Annotated in this window: 14 protein-coding genes; 13 read left to right on the top strand and 1 reads right to left on the bottom strand. The window is 65.2% G+C overall.

Going from position 1 to position 18,241, the window contains the following annotated elements:
- The 12 genes from murG to RFM41_RS27375 all read left to right on the top strand — a co-directional run bounded on the left by murG (position 1) and on the right by RFM41_RS27375 (position 15,841).
- Positions 1-1,125 carry an undecaprenyldiphospho-muramoylpentapeptide beta-N-acetylglucosaminyltransferase gene (gene murG / locus RFM41_RS27430; protein WP_320252595.1) on the top strand — a complete coding sequence of 375 codons (1,125 nt, stop codon included), beginning with the start codon at positions 1-3 and terminating at the stop codon, positions 1,123-1,125.
- The gene (gene murC, locus RFM41_RS27425; RefSeq protein WP_320252596.1) at positions 1,122-2,528 is read left to right on the top strand and encodes a UDP-N-acetylmuramate--L-alanine ligase; all 1,407 of its coding nucleotides are present in this window, start codon (positions 1,122-1,124) and stop codon (positions 2,526-2,528) included. The genes murG and murC overlap by 4 nt, the downstream gene beginning before the upstream one ends.
- Positions 2,525-3,490 (top strand): UDP-N-acetylmuramate dehydrogenase, encoded by a 966-nt coding sequence (gene murB, locus RFM41_RS27420; RefSeq protein WP_320252597.1) that lies wholly within the window; start codon positions 2,525-2,527, stop codon positions 3,488-3,490. Before murC ends, murB begins: the two co-directional genes overlap by 4 nt.
- A gap of 319 nt (positions 3,491-3,809) precedes the next feature.
- The gene (locus RFM41_RS27415) at positions 3,810-4,736 is read left to right on the top strand and encodes a D-alanine--D-alanine ligase (RefSeq protein ID WP_320252598.1); all 927 of its coding nucleotides are present in this window, start codon (positions 3,810-3,812) and stop codon (positions 4,734-4,736) included.
- Entirely contained in the window at positions 4,724-5,668 is a 945-nt protein-coding gene (locus RFM41_RS27410) for a cell division protein FtsQ/DivIB (protein WP_320252600.1), read from the top strand. The genes RFM41_RS27415 and RFM41_RS27410 overlap by 13 nt, the downstream gene beginning before the upstream one ends.
- Positions 5,665-6,972, top strand: a complete 1,308-nt coding sequence (gene ftsA, locus RFM41_RS27405; protein WP_320252601.1) for a cell division protein FtsA — start codon at positions 5,665-5,667, stop codon at positions 6,970-6,972. Before RFM41_RS27410 ends, ftsA begins: the two co-directional genes overlap by 4 nt.
- A 67-nt stretch (positions 6,973-7,039) precedes the next feature.
- The gene (ftsZ, locus tag RFM41_RS27400; RefSeq protein WP_320252602.1) at positions 7,040-8,701 is read left to right on the top strand and encodes a cell division protein FtsZ; all 1,662 of its coding nucleotides are present in this window, start codon (positions 7,040-7,042) and stop codon (positions 8,699-8,701) included.
- 398 nt (positions 8,702-9,099) lie between these two features.
- Entirely contained in the window at positions 9,100-10,047 is a 948-nt protein-coding gene (lpxC, locus tag RFM41_RS27395; protein ID WP_320252603.1) for a UDP-3-O-acyl-N-acetylglucosamine deacetylase, read from the top strand.
- A 202-nt stretch (positions 10,048-10,249) separates the two neighbouring features.
- Positions 10,250-11,119, top strand: coding sequence for an outer membrane protein assembly factor BamD (locus RFM41_RS27390; protein WP_320252604.1), 870 nt, complete (start codon positions 10,250-10,252; stop codon positions 11,117-11,119).
- Between the two features lie 8 nt (positions 11,120-11,127).
- Positions 11,128-12,801, top strand: a complete 1,674-nt coding sequence (gene recN / locus RFM41_RS27385) for a DNA repair protein RecN (RefSeq protein WP_320252605.1) — start codon at positions 11,128-11,130, stop codon at positions 12,799-12,801.
- Positions 12,802-12,941: 140 nt separating this feature from the next.
- Positions 12,942-15,149: an NAD-dependent DNA ligase LigA gene (gene ligA / locus RFM41_RS27380; RefSeq protein WP_320252606.1), complete on the top strand. Its 2,208-nt coding sequence runs from the start codon at positions 12,942-12,944 to the stop codon at positions 15,147-15,149.
- Positions 15,149-15,841, top strand: coding sequence for a DUF2461 domain-containing protein (locus tag RFM41_RS27375; protein ID WP_320252607.1), 693 nt, complete (start codon positions 15,149-15,151; stop codon positions 15,839-15,841). Before ligA ends, RFM41_RS27375 begins: the two co-directional genes overlap by 1 nt.
- A gap of 39 nt (positions 15,842-15,880) precedes the next feature.
- On the opposite strand, the gene RFM41_RS27370 is transcribed toward RFM41_RS27375, so the two are convergent.
- Complete coding sequence (locus RFM41_RS27370; RefSeq protein ID WP_320252608.1) at positions 15,881-16,639, bottom strand: SDR family NAD(P)-dependent oxidoreductase; 759 nt, start codon at positions 16,637-16,639, stop codon at positions 15,881-15,883.
- A gap of 179 nt (positions 16,640-16,818) precedes the next feature.
- On the opposite strand from RFM41_RS27370, the gene RFM41_RS27365 reads away from it, so the two are divergent.
- The gene (locus tag RFM41_RS27365; protein ID WP_320252610.1) at positions 16,819-18,228 is read left to right on the top strand and encodes an aldehyde dehydrogenase family protein; all 1,410 of its coding nucleotides are present in this window, start codon (positions 16,819-16,821) and stop codon (positions 18,226-18,228) included.
- The last annotated feature ends 13 nt before the right edge of the window (positions 18,229-18,241 follow it).

Here is an 18,241-nt window from a genome sequence, read left to right as displayed (position 1 = left end):
ATGGCGAAGGGTAACATCCTGCTCGCGGCCGGCGGAACGGGCGGACATCTGTTTCCGGCCGAGGCGCTCGCGCATGAATTGATCGATCGGGGCTGGAAGGTGCATCTTGCCACCGACCATCGCGCCGAGCGCTATTCCCGCCATTTCCCGGCGGCCGACACTCACACGATCCCCTCGGCCACGCTTGGTTCCAAGAATCCGGTCGCCATGCTCTCGGCCTTCTGGAAAATCTGGCAGGGCGTGCGGGAGGCCAGCCGGGTGATCGCCAGGATCAAGCCGGAGGCGGTCGTCGGCTTCGGCGGCTATCCGACGCTGCCGCCGCTTTATGCGGCGACAAGGCGAAGAGTGCCGACGCTGATCCATGAGCAGAACGCCGTCATGGGCCGTGCCAACAAGGCGCTCGCCGGCCGCGTCGACGCGATTGCCGGCGGCTTCCTGCCGGAAGGGGCGAGCGCTGCCGGCGCGAAGACCGTGACCACCGGCAACCCGGTCAGGCCGCAGATCCTCGAGGCGGCGAAGACGCCGTATCTGGCGTCTAACGATGGCGAGCCGTTTCGCTTCCTGGTGTTTGGCGGCAGCCAGGGCGCGCAATTCTTTTCCGATGCCGTGCCCGCGGCGATCGCGCTTTTGCCTGAAGACCAGCGCAAGCGGCTGGCGATCACCCAACAGGCGCGCGCCGAAGACGTGGCGCGGGTGAAGGCGGCCTATGCCGATCTCGGTGTCGACGCCCAGGTTTCGCCCTTCTTCACCGACATGGCGGCGCGCATTGGAGCGGCGCATCTGGTGATGTCGCGCTCCGGCGCCTCGACGGTTTCGGAAATCGCCGTCATCGGCCGGCCGGCGCTGCTGGTGCCTTATCCGCACGCGCTCGACCACGACCAGGCGGCGAATGCCGCAGCGCTTGCAGCGGCCGGTGGAGCGGAGGTCCATCCGCAATCGTCGCTGTCGGCGGAGCGGATCGCCGAGCTGGTCGGCGGGCTGATCAAGGATCCGAACCGGCTCGCGACCATGGCCGCCGCCGCCCGCTCGGCTGGCAAACCAAACGCGGCGCGGTTGCTCGCCGATCTGACAGAGGCTATTGCGTCCGGCAAAACGGTTTCGGACTACAGGAGGACGCGCGCATGAAGATGCCGCAGACGATCGGCCTTGTGCATTTCATCGGCATCGGCGGCATCGGCATGAGCGGCATCGCCGAGGTGCTGCACAATCTCGGCTACAAGGTGCAGGGGTCCGACCAGACCGATGGCGCCAATGTGCAGCGTCTGCGCGACAAGGGCATCGAATGCTTCGTCGGCCACAAGGCCGAGAATCTCGGCGACGCCGAAGTCGTGGTCGTTTCGACCGCGATCAAGAAGTCCAACCCGGAACTGAAAGCCGCGCGCGAGAAGCTTTTGCCGATCGTGCGCCGCGCCGAGATGCTGGCCGAGCTGATGCGCTTCCGCCAGGCGGTCGCCATCGGCGGCACGCATGGCAAGACGACAACCACCTCCATGGTGGCGACGCTGCTCGAGGCCGGCGGGCTCGACCCGACCGTCATCAATGGCGGCATCATCAACGCCTACGGCACCAATGCGCGCATGGGCGACGGCGAGTGGATGGTGGTCGAAGCCGACGAGAGCGACGGCACGTTCCTGAAACTGCCGGCCGACATCGCCGTCGTCACCAATATCGATCCCGAGCATCTCGACCACTATGGCAGCTTCGACAAGGTGCGCGAGGCCTTCCGCCAGTTCGTCGAGAACGTGCCGTTCTACGGCTTCGGCGTGATGTGCACGGACCATCCGGAAGTGCAGGCGCTGGTCGGCCGCATCGAGGATAGGCGCGTCATTACCTATGGCGAGAACGCGCAGGCCGATGTGCGCTTCACCAACCACCGCATGGAAGGCGCGACCTCGGCGTTCGATGTGGTGATCCGCGACCGCAAGGGGCGCGGCACCTCGACGATCAACGATTTGCGCCTGCCGATGCCCGGCAGGCACAACGTCTCCAACGCGACGGCGGCGATCGCGGTCGCGCATGAGCTTGGCCTTTCGGCCGAGGCGATCAAGAAGGGCCTGTCGTCCTTCGCCGGCGTCAAGCGGCGCTTCACCCATACCGGTTCGTGGAACGGCGTCGAGGTGTTCGACGATTACGGCCACCATCCGGTCGAGATCGCGGCGGTGCTGAAGGCCGCGCGCAGCGCGACCAGGGGGCGTGTCATCGCCATCGCGCAGCCGCATCGCTTCACCCGGCTGCACGACCTCTTCAAGGAATTCTCGGTCTGCTTCAATGACGCCGACACGGTCATGGTGGCGCCGGTCTACGCGGCCGGCGAGGAACCCATCGAAGGCGTCACCTCCGACGCGCTGGTGTCGCGCATCCGCTCTGGCGGCCACCGCGACGCACGCTATATCGATGGCGCGGCGGCGATCGCGCCCGCCATTCGCGAGCTTGCCAAGCCCGGCGACTTCGTCGTCTTCCTCGGCGCCGGCAACATCACGCAATGGGCCTATGCGCTGCCCAAGGAACTTGGTGGGACGCCCTCATGATGCGCGGCCAGGACCTGATCGACAAACTCGGCGACAAGCTTTCCGGCCTGCGCGGCCGCATCACGCCGAACGCGGAGATGGACAAGATCACCTGGTTCCGAGCCGGCGGCCTCGCCGAGGCGCTGTTCCAGCCGGCTGACGAGGAAGACCTCGCCGCCTTCCTGCGCGCCGTGCCGGAAGAAATACCGGTCATGGTGGTCGGCATCGGCTCTAACCTTCTGGTGCGCGACGGCGGCATTCCCGGTTTCGTCGTCAGGCTCTCGGCCAAGGGTTTCGGCGAGGCCGAAGTTGTTTCGTCGATCGGCATCAAGGCGGGTGCTGCTACGCCCGACAAGCGCCTCGCAGCGGTGGCCTATGAGGCCGGGATAGGCGGCTTCCATTTCTATCACGGCATCCCCGGCGCCGTTGGCGGCGCACTCAGGATGAATGCCGGCGCCAACGGCGTGGAGACGCGGGAGCGCGTGGTCGAAGTGACGGCGCTGGACCGCAAGGGTAATCTCCACACGTTGCTCACCGATGATATGGGCTATGCCTATCGCCATTCATCCGCGCCTTCCGGACTGATCTTCACCTCCGCCATCTTCGAAGGCTTTCCTGAAGACAAGGCGGCGATCAAGGCGGCGATGGATGCCGTACAGAACCATCGCGAGACGGTGCAGCCGATCCGCGAGAAAACCGGCGGCTCGACCTTCAAGAATCCGGAAGGCACCTCGGCCTGGAAGGAAATCGACAAGGCCGGCTGTCGGGGGCTGATGATCGGCGGCGCGCAGATGTCGCCGATGCATTGCAACTTCATGATCAACACCGGCACGGCCACCGGCTACGATCTCGAATATCTCGGCGAGACGGTGCGGGCGCGGGTGCTGGAGAATTCCGGCATCCGGCTGCACTGGGAGATCAAGCGCCTCGGCAATTTTAGGCCGGGGCATGCCGTGCAGGAGTTCCTCGGGCAGCTTCTTTGAGCTGTGTCGACGCCTCGTGATGTTCAAGTAACGCTTGAACTTCCGTGCCCTGCGACGGTGTCAACCGTTGCCGCAAAGACTCAACAACACACTTTTCTCGTCCGTTTTCGCGGAAAGTGAATCTCTCGGAATCATAGGCACTTGCCAGCGAATCAACTCTCTGATTCTCTGCCCTGAAGCGTTTCCTGATTTGAGTCGTTCGACGCGTTCAGTCGCGTTTTCCGTCTGGGGGGCAACCTTCTGGAAGACTCGGACTCAATGCTTGGAAATGCGGTGCGGGAATATCGGTTGCAGGCCCGGCGTGAGAGGGGATGACGGGATGAAGAAGAAGCATGTGGCTGTCCTCCTGGGTGGATTTTCCTCGGAGCGGCCCGTGTCTCTGTCCTCGGGAAAGGCGTGTGCGGATGCGCTCGAGAGTGAAGGCTATCAGGTCACCCGTGTCGATGTTTCGCGCGATGTCGGGGCTGTGCTTGCCGAGCTCAAGCCTGACGTTGCCTTCAATGCGCTGCACGGTCCGTTCGGTGAGGATGGCACCATCCAGGGAATTCTCGAATATCTCGCAATTCCCTACACCCATTCGGGCGTGCTCGCTTCGGCGCTGGCCATGAACAAGGAGCAGGCCAAGAAGATTGCCAAGGCATCCGGCATTCCGGTCGCGGAATCCAAGGTGGTCAACCGCTTCGCCGTCCAGAACAAGCATCCGATGAAGCCGCCTTATGTGGTCAAGCCGGTCAATGAGGGGTCGAGCTTCGGCGTCGTCATCGTGCATGAGGGGCAGTCGCATCCGCCGCAGGTGATCGGCTCGACCGAATGGCAATATGGCGAGATCGTCATGGTTGAGCGCTACATCCACGGGCGCGAATTGACCTGCGCGGTGATGGGCGATGTGGCGCTCGGCGTCTGCGAGATCATCCCGACCGGGCATTCCTTCTACGATTACGATTCAAAATACGTTCCGGGCGGATCAAAACACGAAATCCCTGCTAAAATTTCACCGAATATTTACCAAAAAATACAGACACTGGCCCTTAAGGCTCATCTTGCCATTGGTTGCCGGGGCGTTTCCCGATCGGACTTCCGTTACGACGACCGTCACTCCGAAAACGGCGAGGTTGTCTGGCTCGAGGTCAACACTCAGCCGGGCATGACGCCGACGTCTCTGGTGCCCGAAATCGCCGCGCAAGCGGGACACTCGTTCGGCGATTTGTTGAGTTGGATGGTGGAGGACGCTTCGTGTCTGCGTTGAGGTGGGGACAGGATAATGGCGGCGGTGCGGCTCGTTCCGCGCCGTTCGGCGTGTCGCTGTCATTCGACCGTTTCGTGCTGCCGCGTCAGCTCCGCCGGCCGATGCGCGTGCTGGCGCGCCTGTGCGGCGGCGAGTATGAGGCGCCACGCTTTTCGGCGGCGATCCTTTCCGCCGCGCTGATCGCATCGATGAGCGCCTATGGCGCCTATCTCGGCGGATACACCGACAGCATCGTGCAAGGCGTGACCGCGCGCACCGGCTTTGCCGTCGACCAGATCAAGGTTGTCGGCAACCGCCAGACCTCCGAGATCGACGTGCTGGACCGGCTCGGCCTCGACGGCTGGACCTCGCTGATCGGCTTCGATGCCGAGGCCGCGCGGGAACGTATTACCACCTTGCCCTGGGTCGAGAGCGCGGCGGTGCGCAAGATCTATCCGCACACGCTGGAAGTGCGCATCGAGGAGCGCGAGGCATTCGCGCTCTGGCAGCAGGGCACTTCGGTCTCGGTCATCGAGCGGTCGGGCGAGGTGATCGCGCCGTTCTCGGGCGGCAAGCAGGCGCTGCTTCCGCTGATCATCGGCGCGGGCGCTCCGGCGATGGCGCCGGCCTTCCTTGCCAAGATCGAGCGCTATCCCGAGCTCGCGGCGCGGGTCAAGGGTTACATCCGGGTCGGCGAGCGCCGCTGGGACCTGAGGCTTGAGAACGGCATCACGATCAAGCTGCCGGAGGACGGCGAGGATCAGGCGATCGCCGAGCTGGTCAAGATCGATCATGACAACGGGTTGCTGACCCGCGATATCGCCGCCGTCGACATGCGGCTTTCCGACCGGCTGGTGGTGGAGCTCTCGCCGGAAGCGGCGACACAGCGCGAGGCAGCGCTCAGCGACAAGCCGAAGAATCTGGCCAAGCGCAAGGCGGGGACGAAGATATGAGCTGGCTTGGCGGCAGCGGTGATGCTTCTTCGCGCCGGTCTGGCACGCTGACGGTGCTCGATGTCGGCTCCAGCAAGGTTTGCTGCGTGGTGGCGAAGCTCAAGCCGAATGAGGACGGCAAGCTCCTGCGCGGGCGGTCGCATCGCATCCAGGTGATCGGCATCGGTCACCAGAAGTCACAAGGCGTGAAATCGGGCGTGGTGATCGACCTCGACCGCGCCGAGCATGCCATTCGGCTTGCCGTCGACGCGGCCGAGCGCATGGCGGGGCTCACCGTCGATTCCCTCATCGTCAACATGACGGCGGGCCGGCTGAAGAGCGAGGCCTTCTCGGCGACCATCAATCTCGGCGGCCATGAGGTCGAGGAGGTCGACATCAAGCGTGTGCTCGCGGCCGGCGCCAAGCAGGCGCTCCGGGCCGAGCGCGAGGTGATCCATTCGCTGCCCGTCGGCTTCTCGCTCGACGGCGAGCGGGGCATGCGCGATCCGCGCGGCATGGTGGGCGATGCGCTTGGCGTCGACATGCATGTGCTGACGGGCGACGCGGCGCCGATGCGCAACCTCGAGCTTTGCATCAACCGCTCGCATCTGTCGGTCGAACGCATGGTGGCGACGCCCTATGCCAGCGGGCTTGCCTCGCTGGTCGACGACGAGCTCGAAATGGGCGCCGCCTGCATCGACATGGGCGGCGGCACGACCACCATCTCGGTGTTCTCGGAAGGCAAGTTCGTTCATGGCGACGCCATCGCCATCGGCGGCAACCATGTGACGCTCGACATGGCCAAGGGCCTGTCGACCTCGCTCGATGCCGCGGAACGGCTGAAGGTCATGCATGGCTCGGCGCTGCCCGGCAGCGCCGACGACCGCGACCTCGTCTCGATCCAGCCGATCGGCGAGGAGGGCGACGTGCCGCTGCAGATCCCGCGCTCGGTGATGACGCGCATCATCCGCGCCCGCATCGACGAGACGCTGGAGCTTCTGCGCGACCGGCTGAACAAGTCCGGCTACGGCAATGCCGTCGGCAAGCGCGTCGTGCTCACGGGCGGCGCCAGCCAGCTCGCCGGCCTGCCGGAAGCGGCGCGCCGCATTCTCGGGCGCAATGTGCGCGTCGGCCGGCCGCTGGGCGTCGCAGGCCTGCCGGAAGCGGCCAAGGGACCGGCGTTCTCGACCCCGGTCGGACTGATGATCTATCCGCAGATGGCGAGCTTCGAGAGCCATTCGGCGAAAGGACTTTCCGGTTTCAGGATGACCGGAACGGGCGGAAAACTGCATCGCATGAGTCAGTGGTTGAGAGACAGTTTTTAATTTGACGGGGACAGCCCCATAGGCGGCCGCAGCGGCGAGGCGGCGGGAAAGGCAAAGGACGGAGACAATGACCATCAATCTGCAGAAGCCGGACATCACCGAGCTCAAGCCACGCATCACCGTGTTCGGTGTCGGCGGCGGCGGCGGCAATGCCGTGAACAACATGATCACAGCCGGCCTGCGCGGCGTCGAGTTCGTGGTGGCCAACACCGACGCGCAGGCGCTGACCATGTCGAAGGCCGAGCGGCTGATCCAGCTCGGCGCGCATGTCACCGAAGGCCTCGGCGCCGGCTCGCAGCCGGAAGTCGGCCGCGCGGCGGCGGAAGAGTGCATCGACGAGATCATCGATCACCTCTCCAACACCCATATGTGCTTCGTCACCGCCGGCATGGGCGGCGGCACCGGCACCGGCGCTGCTCCGGTCGTTGCCCGCGCGGCGCGCGAGAAGGGCATCCTCACGGTCGGCGTCGTCACCAAGCCGTTCCATTTCGAGGGGCAGCGCCGCATGAAGACGGCCGACATGGGCATCGAGGAACTGCAGAAATGCGTCGACACCCTGATCGTCATCCCCAACCAGAACCTGTTCCGGCTGGCCAATGACAAGACCACCTTCGCCGATGCCTTCGCCATGGCCGACCAGGTGCTCTACTCGGGCGTCGCCTGCATCACCGACCTGATGGTCAAGGAAGGCCTGATCAACCTCGACTTCGCCGACGTCCGTTCGGTGATGCGCGAGATGGGCAAGGCGATGATGGGCACGGGCGAGGCTTCGGGCGAGGGCCGCGCGATGGCCGCGGCGGAAGCCGCGATCGCCAACCCGCTGCTCGACGAGACCTCGATGAAGGGCGCCAAGGGCCTGCTGATCTCGATCACCGGCGGCCGCGACCTCACCCTGTTCGAGGTGGACGAGGCCGCGACCCGCATCCGCGAGGAGGTCGACCAGGACGCCAACATCATCCTGGGCGCCACCTTCGACGAGGAGTTGGAAGGCGTGATCCGCGTGTCGGTCGTCGCCACCGGCATCGACAAGTCGGCGGCCGAAATCGCGGCCGCGCCGATCTCGATTCGCGCGCCGCAGAAGCCGGCCGCCCGCCCGGCGGCAGCTCCGGCTGCCGAGATTCGCCCCGCGCCGGTTCAGCCGCAGGCCTATGAGCCGCGCGCGGTCGATCCGGTCGCCGAGGCGATCCAGCTTGCCGAGGCGAACGCCGCCGCCATGGCGCAGCCGCGCCCCGCGCCGGTCGACGACTTCCGCCCGCAGAGCAAGATCTTCCAGGCTCCGCCGGCCCAGCCGCAGCCGCAGCCGGTGGTGCCGCAGCAGGTCATGCAGCAGCCCGCGCCGCAGCGCGAGATGCCGCAGCCGGTGGCCCAGGCGCCGCAGCGGATGCCGCGCGTGGAAGACTTTCCGCCGGTAGTAAGGGCTGAAGTCGAAGCCAAGACCCGTCCGGCGGACCATGAGAACAGCGGTCCGATGGGGCTGATCAAGCGGTTGACCAACGGCCTGACCCGCCGTGAGGAAGAGCCCGCCCGGCTCCAGCCGGCGCAGCCGCGCGAGCCGAAGCTGCGCCAGGCCGCCCCCGAGATGCGCCGCCTCGCCAGCCAGGACCCGCAGCTCTACGCGCCGCGCCGCGGGCAGCTCGACGACCAGGGCCGGCTGACGCCGCAGGCCCGTACTGTCCAGGAAGACGACCAGCTGGAAATTCCGGCCTTCCTGCGCCGGCAGGCCAACTGATCGATACGGCGAGATCGCCGATCTTGATACGGCGAGCCGCCGATCTTGATACGGCGGCCAGCCGATCGTTAACGATATATAACGGTTATTAACAGGCAGGCGAGAAATCGTCTGCCTGTTGCTTTTATAAAATTCATTAAAAACAGCATCTTATGGTCTTTTTCTAACACGATCCCGTGGTTACACGGGGTAAGAAACCGTGATTTGGAGTCTCCAGGGCGGGCCATTATCTTCGCCACGGACTAAAGTCGGTTTGCCGGGATTCGGGGAGTTAGCCCTGCCTACCGATCGTATAGAGCCGCATGCTCTTGCTTATTTTGCCGCCTTGTGCGAGCGCCGGACCATCCATCTGGCTGCAAGATACCCAAGGCCGATCGAGCGGACGCAGGCATTAGGGCATGGGGTTACTCTTGCACGACTATCAGACGACAGTGAAATCGCGCGCGACGCTGGCCGGCATCGGCGTCCATAGCGGCAAGACCGTGACCGTTCATTTCTTGCCGGCCGACGCCGATACGGGCATCGTCTTCCATCTTTCGAATGGCGGCGACGTCCGGGAGTTCCGCGCCCTGGTTGCGGAGGTCGGCGCCACCGATCTCTGCACCATGCTTGGCGATCCGGCCGGCGAGCATATCGGCACGGTCGAGCATCTGATGGCCACGGTGTTCGGCCTCGGCATCGACAATCTCATCATTGAGATCGACGGTTCGGAAGTCCCCATTCTCGACGGCAGCGCCATGGCCTTCATCGAAGCCTTCGATCAGGCCGGCATCGAGACGCTGGCGGTGAAGCGCCGCTATATCCGCGTCGTCAAGCCCGTGCGCGTCGAAGCCGGCGCGTCCTGGGCGGAATTCCGGCCCTATGACGGCACGCGATTCGAGGTCGAGATCGATTTCGAGAGCCCGGCGATCGGCCGGCAGCAATTCGCTTCCGATATCAATCCCGATATCTTCCGCCGTGACATCGCGCGGGCGCGGACCTTCGGCTTCATGAAGGACGTCGAGAGGCTTTGGGCCGCCGGCTACGCGCTCGGCTCGTCGCTGGAAAACTCGCTGGTCATCGGCGACGACAACCGCGTCATCAATGTCGGCGGGCTGCGCTATCCCAATGAATTCGCCCGCCACAAGACGCTCGATGCGATGGGCGACCTGGCGCTGGCCGGCGCGCGCTTCATCGGCTGCTTCCGCTCCTATCGCGGTGGCCACCGGATGAACGCGTCTGCCTTGCGGCGGCTGCTTTCCGACCATACGGCCTTCGAGATCGTCGAGACGAGACGCCGCGAGCGCGGCCGCGTCGCCGAGATGATCGCTGTCAGCCGGCCGGTCTACGCGCCCTGGGTGATCTGATTTTTAACCATTTTCTGGCTTTGTAGAGCAGGCTTGTGTTGCACGATTGCATCACGAATCGCTGAAATTGCACAAGCTCGGGCACAGCGCCGGGCCGCCACAAAAATGTGCGATTGGCCGGACATAGCGTTGCCGGGCAAGGGGATAATGGTTTAAGGCTTCGGCCCGGACCGAAACGACGCCGAAGGGGCGGAATCCAAACATGTTTTTTTCGCGAGTTGGTCAATCGGTAACGCCGCGTCGAGGTGTTTTGCTGGCGCTGTCGGTGGTTGCTCCCGCGCTCGTGGTGTCAGCCTGCACGTCGGACAAAAAGGACATCAATCTGGCGACCTATGTCGACCAGACCGAACCGGCAGACGTTCTCTACAATCAGGGCCTCGCCAATATGAATGCCGGCCGCCTCGATGAGGCGAGCAAGAAGTTCGACGCCGTCGACCGCCAGCATCCCTATTCGGAATTCGCCCGCAAATCGATGGTGATGGGCGCTTTCGCCGACTACCGCGCCGGCAATTATGACGAGGCGATCGGCACCGCGAAGCGCTATCTGACGCTCTATCCGTCGACCGACGAGGCCGCCTATGCGCAATACATCATCGGCCTGTGCTACTACCGCCAGATCAAGGACGTCACCCAGGACCAGAAGGAGGCGCGCCAGACCATCCAGACCATGCAGGATCTGGTGACACGCTGGCCGAACTCCGAATATGTAGCCGACGCCAAGGACAAGATCCGCTTCGCCAACGACCAGCTCGCCGGCAAGGAAATGCAGATCGGCCGCTATTATCTCGAGCGCCGCGAATACATCGCCGCCGTGAAGCGCTTCCGCACCGTGGTCGAAAACTATTCCAGCACTCGCCATGTCGAGGAGGCGCTCGCGCGCCTGACCGAGTCCTATTATGCGATGGGCCTGACCTCCGAAGCGCAGACGGCCGCGGCGGTGCTTGGTCACAACTATCCGGACAGTCCGTGGTACAAGGATTCCTACAAGCTCCTGCAGAGCAACGGGCTTGAGCCGCGCGAAAATGCCGGATCGTGGATCTCCAAGGCCGGGAAGATGATCACCGGCGCCTGAAGCTTGCGATGCTGTCCAGACTGTCGATCCGCGATATCGTCCTGATCGAGAAGCTGGACATCGACTTCCTGCCTGGGCTTTCGGTGCTGACCGGCGAAACCGGCGCCGGCAAATCCATCCTGCTCGATGCCTTGTCGTTGGCGCTCGGCGCGCGCGGCGACGCATCGCTCGTCCGCCACGGCGCCGCGCAAGGCCAGGTCATTGCCGTGTTCGATGTGCCGCGCAACCATCCGGCGCGCGCGCTGCTTGCCGACAACGACATCGAGGACGATGGCGACATCATCCTGCGCCGCGTGCAGACGGCCGACGGCCGCACGCGCGTCTTCGTCAACGACCAGCCCTCCAGCGTCACCCTGATGCGCGATGTCGGCCGCGCGCTGGTCGAGATCCACGGCCAGCATGACGAACGCGCCCTGGTCGATCCCGGCGCGCATCGCGAGTTGCTCGACAGTTTCGGCGGCCATCTAGGCGCCGTCCGCGGCACGGGCGAAGCCTGGCGCTACTGGCGGAACTGCGAGCAGGAGCTTTCCCGGCATCGCGCCAAGGTCGAGGCGGCGGCGCGCGAGGCCGATTATCTGCGCGCTTCCGTCGCCGAGCTTGCAAAACTCGATCCGCAGCCGGGCGAGGAGACGGAGCTTGCGGAATTGCGCGCGCAGATGATGCGCGTGGAAAAGATCGCCGCCGAGATCCATGATGCGCAGGATGTTCTGTCGGGTCCGTCCTCGCCGCTGCCGCAGCTCGCCAGCCTATTGCGCCGGCTGCAGCGCAAGTCGGGCGAGGCGCCAGGCCTGCTCGACGACGTGGTGAAATCGCTCGACGAAGCGATGATCTCACTCGATGCCGCGCAGTCCGGCGTCGAGGCAGCGCTTCGCGCCACCGAATATGATCCGCAGCGCCTGGAGAAGGCGGAAGAGCGTCTGTTTGCGCTGCGCGCCGCCTCGCGCAAGCACAATGTCGCCGTCGACGACCTCGCGCAGCTGCGCGACACGATGGTGGCCGACCTTGCCGATCTCGATGCCGGCGAGGAGCGGCTGCATGCGCTGGAGAAGCAGGCGGCCGCCGGGCGCGAGGCCTACGATATTTCCGCCGCGCAGCTGTCGTCACTGCGCCATACGGCGGCAGCGGGGCTGACCAAAGCGGTGATGGCGGAATTGCCGGCGCTGAAGCTTGAGCGGGCCGAGTTCATCGTCGAGATCGGAAGCGATGCAGAAAGCCGCATGGAAGAGGGCATCGACCAGGTCGAATTCTGGGTGCGGACCAATCCAGGCACCAGGCCGGGGCCGATGATGAAGGTCGCCTCGGGCGGCGAGCTCTCGCGTTTCCTTCTGGCGCTGAAGGTGGCGCTGGCCGATCGTGGGTCGGCGCCGACCTTGGTTTTCGACGAGATCGACACCGGTGTCGGCGGCGCGGTGGCCGACGCCATCGGCCAGCGGCTGGCGCGGCTGTCGAAGCGCGTGCAGGTGCTTTCGGTCACGCATGCGCCGCAGGTTGCGGCGCGTGCCGCGACGCATTTCCTGATCTCGAAATCCGGCGGCAAGGACCGTGTCGCCACCGGCATCGCCGAAATGGACCGCGCCGCGCGCCAGGAAGAAATCGCGCGTATGCTGGCCGGCGCGGTCATCACCGACGAGGCGCGTGCCGCGGCGGAGAGGTTGCTGCGCGAGAACACGGCCGCAGCTTAGGCTGCTAGATTCCTCCAGCTCGAAAAGTTGAGTCAGCAGATGACTGCATCCTGCTGTTCAGGAATGATTTCTTCGCAATCCGACTCCCTCACAGCGAATCCTGATTTATAGTGGCCAGCCATAGTTCGAGGACCGCGTTCATGTCGGAAAAACCAGTCGATTCGCTGAACGAAAGCGAGGCCGCGGAGGAGCTGAAGCGGCTCGCGGCGGAGATCGCCGAGCACGACCGGCGCTATCACACCGAGGACGCGCCGACGATCTCGGACGCCGAATATGACGCGCTGGCAAGACGCAACCTCGCCATCGAGGAACGCTTTCCGGATCTCGTGCGCGAGGATTCGCCGTCGCTGCGGGTTGGCGCCGCGCTGGCGGAAGGTTTTGCCAAGGTACGGCACGCGGTGCCGATGCTCAGCCTCGCCAAGGCCTATACCGACCAGGATGTCGCCGATTTCATCGAGCGCGGCCGGCGTTTCTTCGATCGCGACAAGGACCTCGACATCGCCTTCACCGCCGAGCCGAAGATCGACGGGCTGTCGGCTTCGCTGCGCTACGAGAACGGCGTGTTCGTGCAGGGCGCGACGCGCGGCGACGGCGCGGTCGGCGAGGACATCACCGCCAATCTGAAGACGATTGCCGACATCCCGAAGAAGCTGCACGGTTCTGGCTGGCCGGACATCATCGAAATCCGCGGCGAGGTCTACATGACCTATGCCGAATTCGAGGCGCTGAAGCAGCGTTCGGCGGCGATCGGCGGTCAGGATTACGTCAATCCGCGCAACACCGCGGCCGGGTCGCTGCGCCAGAAGGATCCGTCGGTCACCGCCAGCCGCAACCTGAAATTCTTCGCCTATGCCTGGGGCTATACGACAGCGGATCCGGCGCCGACGCAGTTCGAAGCGGTGCAGAAGTTCGCCGAATGGGGCTTCAAGGTCAGCCCGCTGATGGTACGGGCAAAGTCGATCAACGAGCTGATCGCGCAGTATCACCGGATCGAGGAGCAGCGCTCCTCGCTCGGCTACGACATAGACGGCGTCGTCTACAAGGTCGACCAGCTCGAGCTGCAGCGCCGCTGGGGTTTCGTCACCGGCGAGCCGCGCTGGGCCGTGGCGCATAAATTCCCGGCCGAGCAGGCGATGACGACGGTCGAGAAGATCGACATCCAGGTCGGCCGCACCGGCACGCTGGCGCCGGTGGCGCGGCTGGCGCCGGTCACCGTCGGCGGCGTGGTGGTCGAGAACGTCACGCTGCACAATGAAGACTACATCAAGGGCTTCGACAGCAACGGCCAGCCGATTCGCGACGGCATCGACGTGCGCATCGGCGACACGGTGGTGATCCAGCGAGCAGGGGACGTCATCCCGCAGATCGTCAGCGTCGTCATCGACAAGCGGCCGGCCAATGCGGTGCCTTACGAGTTCCCGCATACCTGCCCGGTCTGCGGCTCCCCGGCCACGCGCGAGATCAACGAGAAGACGGGTAAGGAAGACTCGCGCCGCCGCTGCACCGGCGAGCTGATCTGCGCCGCCCAGGCCGTGGAAAGGCTGCGCCACTTCGTCTCGCGCGGCGCGCTCGACATCGAGGGCCTCGGCGCGGAAAACATCGACCTCTTCTTCAATTCGGGGCTGGTGAAAACCGCCGCCGATATCTTCACGCTGAAGGATCGCAGGCCGGCTGTCACCAAGGCGCTGGCCGAGCGGCGCGAGGAGCAGGCGCGGCTGCGCGAGGAGGCATCGGGCAAGACGCGCAAGAATGTGCGCAGCGTCGAGGAGCGCAACTATGAAGGCCTGGACAAACTCTTCGCGGCCATCGACGCGCGGCGCGAGCCGGAGCTCGACCGCTTCATCTTCGCGCTCGGCATCCGCCATATCGGCGAGACCACGGCCGCGGTGCTTGCCCGCCAGTTCTCGACCATCGAAGAGCTGATCCGTATCGGCAAGGAGACGGCGAAGGCGGACGATCCGCACAGCGTCTTCCCGTCGATCAACGGCATCGGCGACACGGTAATCAACGCGCTGCGCGATTTCTTCGGCAATGAGCGCAATGACGACGTGCTGGATGCCTTGCTCGCGCAGGTCCACCCGAAACCATATGTCATGGAAATATCGGCCGGCAGCGAAGTCTCCGGCAAGACGGTGGTGTTCACCGGTTCGCTGGAAAAGATGACGCGCTCGGAAGCCAAGGCGATGGCGGAGCGGCTGGGCGCCAAGGTCGCGGGCTCGGTTTCGGCCAAGACAGATCTTGTGGTGGCAGGTCCCGGCGCCGGCTCGAAGCTGAAAGTCGCGAGCGACCTCGGCATCGAGGTGATCGACGAGGATACCTGGCTGCAGCGCATCGGCAGGGGCGGCTGATGGCTGGCGCGTTCAAGGGTTTTGGACAGAAGGCCATCCCATTCCTGAAGGCGCTCGATTTCCACCAGAGCCGCGAATGGTTCCAGGAGAATCGCGACCTTTACCAGAGCGAGTTGCACGAACCGTTCTGCGACCTGGTCGAGACGCTCACGGAGCGTTTCGAAGCGGCCAAGCTCGGTCTGCGCGGCGATCGCAAGAGGTCGATGTTCCGCATCAATCGCGATGTGCGCTTCTCGAAGGACAAGCGGCCCTACAACCGGCATCTCTCGGCCATCCTGTCGCCCGACGGCACAAAGATGGAGCAGGGTGTCTTCTATGTGCATATCGGGCTGGAGCGCTGCTTTGCCGGCGTCGCCTGGTGGCAGCCGACGCCCGAGCTTCTGCAGGCGATGCGCAAGGCGATCGCGACCAAGCCGGCCGCGTTCCGGGGCATGGTCTCATCGCTCAAGAAGGCCGGTCTGGAGCTCGATGCGGAAGACCGCCTGAAGCGGGCGCCGCGCGGTTTCGAGGACGTTGGCGACGAAGATCTCGCCCAGGCGGTGCGGAGCCGGCATTTCGTGGTCCGGCACGACATCGATCCGGCGACGATCCATTCGCCGGCCCTGGTCGACGACCTCGTCGACTTCACGCTTGGCGCCAAGCCGCTGCTCGACTGGGGCAGGGCGATCCAAGGGACGGCCGTGGCGGCCTAACCCCGGATAGCGTTGGTCCGAGGCGGCCAGGCCAGAAGCTTACATCCGCATCAAGAGGCCGCCGTCGACGGCGAGCTCGATGCCGGTGATGTAGCTCGCGGCATCCGAGAGCAGGAAGAGCGCCGCATTGGCCATGTCCTGTGGTGTGCCGATGCGGCCGAGCGGCGCGTAGCTCGCCACGGTGGCACGCTTTTCTTCGGTGTCCCAGCGCGCCTGCAGCGGCGTCAGCGCCATGCCGGGGCAGATCGCGTTCGAGCGGATGTGCTCGCCGGCAAGCTGCATGGCGAGCGACTTGGACAGCGCGCAGACGCCGGCCTTCGAGGCTTGGTAGGCGTCCTGCGGGTTTGGATCGCCGCGATACCACTGGATGGTCGAGAAATGCACCATGGCGCCGCCGCGCCCGCCGGCGCGCATATAGGGAACGACCGCGCGCGCCGTGTGCACGAAGGACTTCAGGTTGATGTTGAAGACGTCGTCCCAGACACCGAGATCCATGTCGAGCGCCGACTTGTCGCGGCCGAACCACAGCACGCCGGCGACATTGGCGAGATAGTCGATGCCGCCGCGCTCGCGGCCGGCGGTGCCGATGACCTGCTCGACGAAGGCGGTATCGGTGAGGTCGCCCTGGGCGAAGGTCAGCCGATCGTCAGACCCGGCAAACGACGCGGGACGCGCCTTGACGTCGATGGCGGTGACGGAGGCGCCGGCATCGAGGAGCGCAAGCGCAATCGCCTCGCCCATGCCGCCGCCTGCGCCGGCAACCACCGCATGCCTGCCGGTGAAATCAAAAACGACCATCCGTCACCCCTCTTATGTCGGCGCCAAGGCGCGATTTGTAATCGGCGCCAAGGCGCGATGGCGGGACAATAGGGGCGGACAAAAAATCCATCAAGCCGTATTCGAAAAAATTTGCCAAAATGGAAAATCGCGATATCGTGCCGCGATTGACAGCTTTCTTTCGGGTGGATTCCAAGACCATGAACCTGCATTCCGGCGCGCGGACCTTTTCGGTGACCTCTCCTGTCAACGGCTCGATCTATGCCACGCGCAGCTATGCGGACGGCGCGGCGATCGAGGCCGCCGTCGCCCGGGCTCGCGCGGCGCTGCCGGCCTGGCGGCGCTCGTCGCTGGCCGAACGGCTGGCGATCCTTTTGCGCTTCGGCGAGGAGATGAAGGCGCGCGCCGCCCCGCTTGCCGAGGCGGTGGCATGGCAGATCGGCAGGCCCTTGTGGCAGGCCGACGAAACGCCGCGCCTGGCGCTGATCGGCGAGCTGCTCGCGGGTGCCGCCCCGGAGACGCTGGCCGACATGCCGTTCCCGTCCGATGATAACATCCGCCGCTACGCCAAGCCGGTGGCCGGCGGCCTGCATCTGTCGATCTGCGCCTGGAACTATCCGACCGCCATGCTCGGCTATCTGGTCACGTCGCCGCTTGCCGCGGGCAATGTGGTGATCTTCAAGCATTCGCCGCAGACGCCGCTGATCGCGGAGCTTGCCGAGGAGGCGTTTCGCGCCGCCGGTGGGCCGGAAGGGGTCTTCCAGAGCCTGCATCTCGACCATCCGGACGCCGAGCGGCTGATCGCCTCCGGCGTCTTCAACGCGGTCAATTTCATCGGCTCGGTCAATGGCGGCCGGCGTGTGCATGCGGCGGCCGCCGGCACCTTCACCCAGGTGCAACTCGAGCTCGGCGGCAAGGATCCGACCTATGTGCGCTCCGATGCCGACCTCGAAGCTGCGGTTCCGCTGATCGCCGAGGGCAGCTATTCCAATGCCGGCCAGTCCTGCTGCTCGGTCGAGCGCATCTATGTCGATCGCTCGATCCATGACCGCTTCGTCGAGGCACTCGTTGCGGAGACCGCGAAATGGACAATCGGGCATCCGATCGGCGAAAAGCCGATGGTGGGCCCGGTGGTGCGCGCGGTTGCGGCTGACACCATTCGCGGCCTCACCGAAAGCGCGGTGCGGGCAGGGGCCAGGCGCCTGATGCCGCGGGATGGCGCGCTCAAGGCGGCAAGCCTCGGGACCGCCTATGTCGCGCCCGAGGTTCTGACCGGCGTCGATCACGGCATGCAGATCATGCGCGACGAGCTGTTCGGCCCGGTGGCCTGCGTCCAGGCGGTCGCCGGCGACGACGAGGCGATCCGGCTGATGAACGACAGCGACTACGGCCTCAGCGCCTCCATCTGGACGCGCGATGTCGAGCGCGGCGTGGCGCTGCTCGACGAGGTCGAGGCCGGCACGGTCTATCTCAACCGCTGCGACCACGCCGACCTCTATTTGCCCTGGGGCGGCATCAAGAATTCCGGCCTCGGCCGCACCAACGGGCGCGCCGGCCTGATCGAGGCGACGGCGGCGAAGGCTTACCATGTCCGCTCCGTCATCGCCTGACCGCCAAAGGCAA

It is taken from the genome of Mesorhizobium vachelliae (assembly GCF_033977325.1).
In the GTDB taxonomy this organism is placed as follows: Bacteria; Pseudomonadota; Alphaproteobacteria; order Rhizobiales; family Rhizobiaceae; genus Mesorhizobium; species Mesorhizobium vachelliae.
The sequence above is the reverse complement of the archived record's forward strand: the minus strand, read 5'-3'. Positions and strand labels throughout refer to the sequence as shown.

Bases quoted from the DNA above. Each gene is read 5' to 3' on its own strand.
- ligA (WP_320252606.1), top strand. From the start codon at position 12,942: ATGTCGGAAAAACCAGTCGATTCGCTGAACGAAAGCGAGGCCGCGGAG.
- murG (WP_320252595.1), top strand. From the start codon at position 1: ATGGCGAAGGGTAACATCCTGCTCGCGGCCGGCGGAACGGGCGGACAT.
- RFM41_RS27390 (WP_320252604.1), top strand. From the start codon at position 10,250: ATGTTTTTTTCGCGAGTTGGTCAATCGGTAACGCCGCGTCGAGGTGTT.
- RFM41_RS27365 (WP_320252610.1), top strand. From the start codon at position 16,819: ATGAACCTGCATTCCGGCGCGCGGACCTTTTCGGTGACCTCTCCTGTC.
- RFM41_RS27375 (WP_320252607.1), top strand. From the start codon at position 15,149: ATGGCTGGCGCGTTCAAGGGTTTTGGACAGAAGGCCATCCCATTCCTG.
- ftsA (WP_320252601.1), top strand. From the start codon at position 5,665: ATGAGCTGGCTTGGCGGCAGCGGTGATGCTTCTTCGCGCCGGTCTGGC.
- RFM41_RS27415 (WP_320252598.1), top strand. From the start codon at position 3,810: ATGAAGAAGAAGCATGTGGCTGTCCTCCTGGGTGGATTTTCCTCGGAG.
- murC (WP_320252596.1), top strand. From the start codon at position 1,122: ATGAAGATGCCGCAGACGATCGGCCTTGTGCATTTCATCGGCATCGGC.
- lpxC (WP_320252603.1), top strand. From the start codon at position 9,100: ATGGGGTTACTCTTGCACGACTATCAGACGACAGTGAAATCGCGCGCG.
- RFM41_RS27370 (WP_320252608.1), bottom strand. From the start codon at position 16,639: ATGGTCGTTTTTGATTTCACCGGCAGGCATGCGGTGGTTGCCGGCGCA.
- murB (WP_320252597.1), top strand. From the start codon at position 2,525: ATGATGCGCGGCCAGGACCTGATCGACAAACTCGGCGACAAGCTTTCC.
- recN (WP_320252605.1), top strand. From the start codon at position 11,128: ATGCTGTCCAGACTGTCGATCCGCGATATCGTCCTGATCGAGAAGCTG.
- ftsZ (WP_320252602.1), top strand. From the start codon at position 7,040: ATGACCATCAATCTGCAGAAGCCGGACATCACCGAGCTCAAGCCACGC.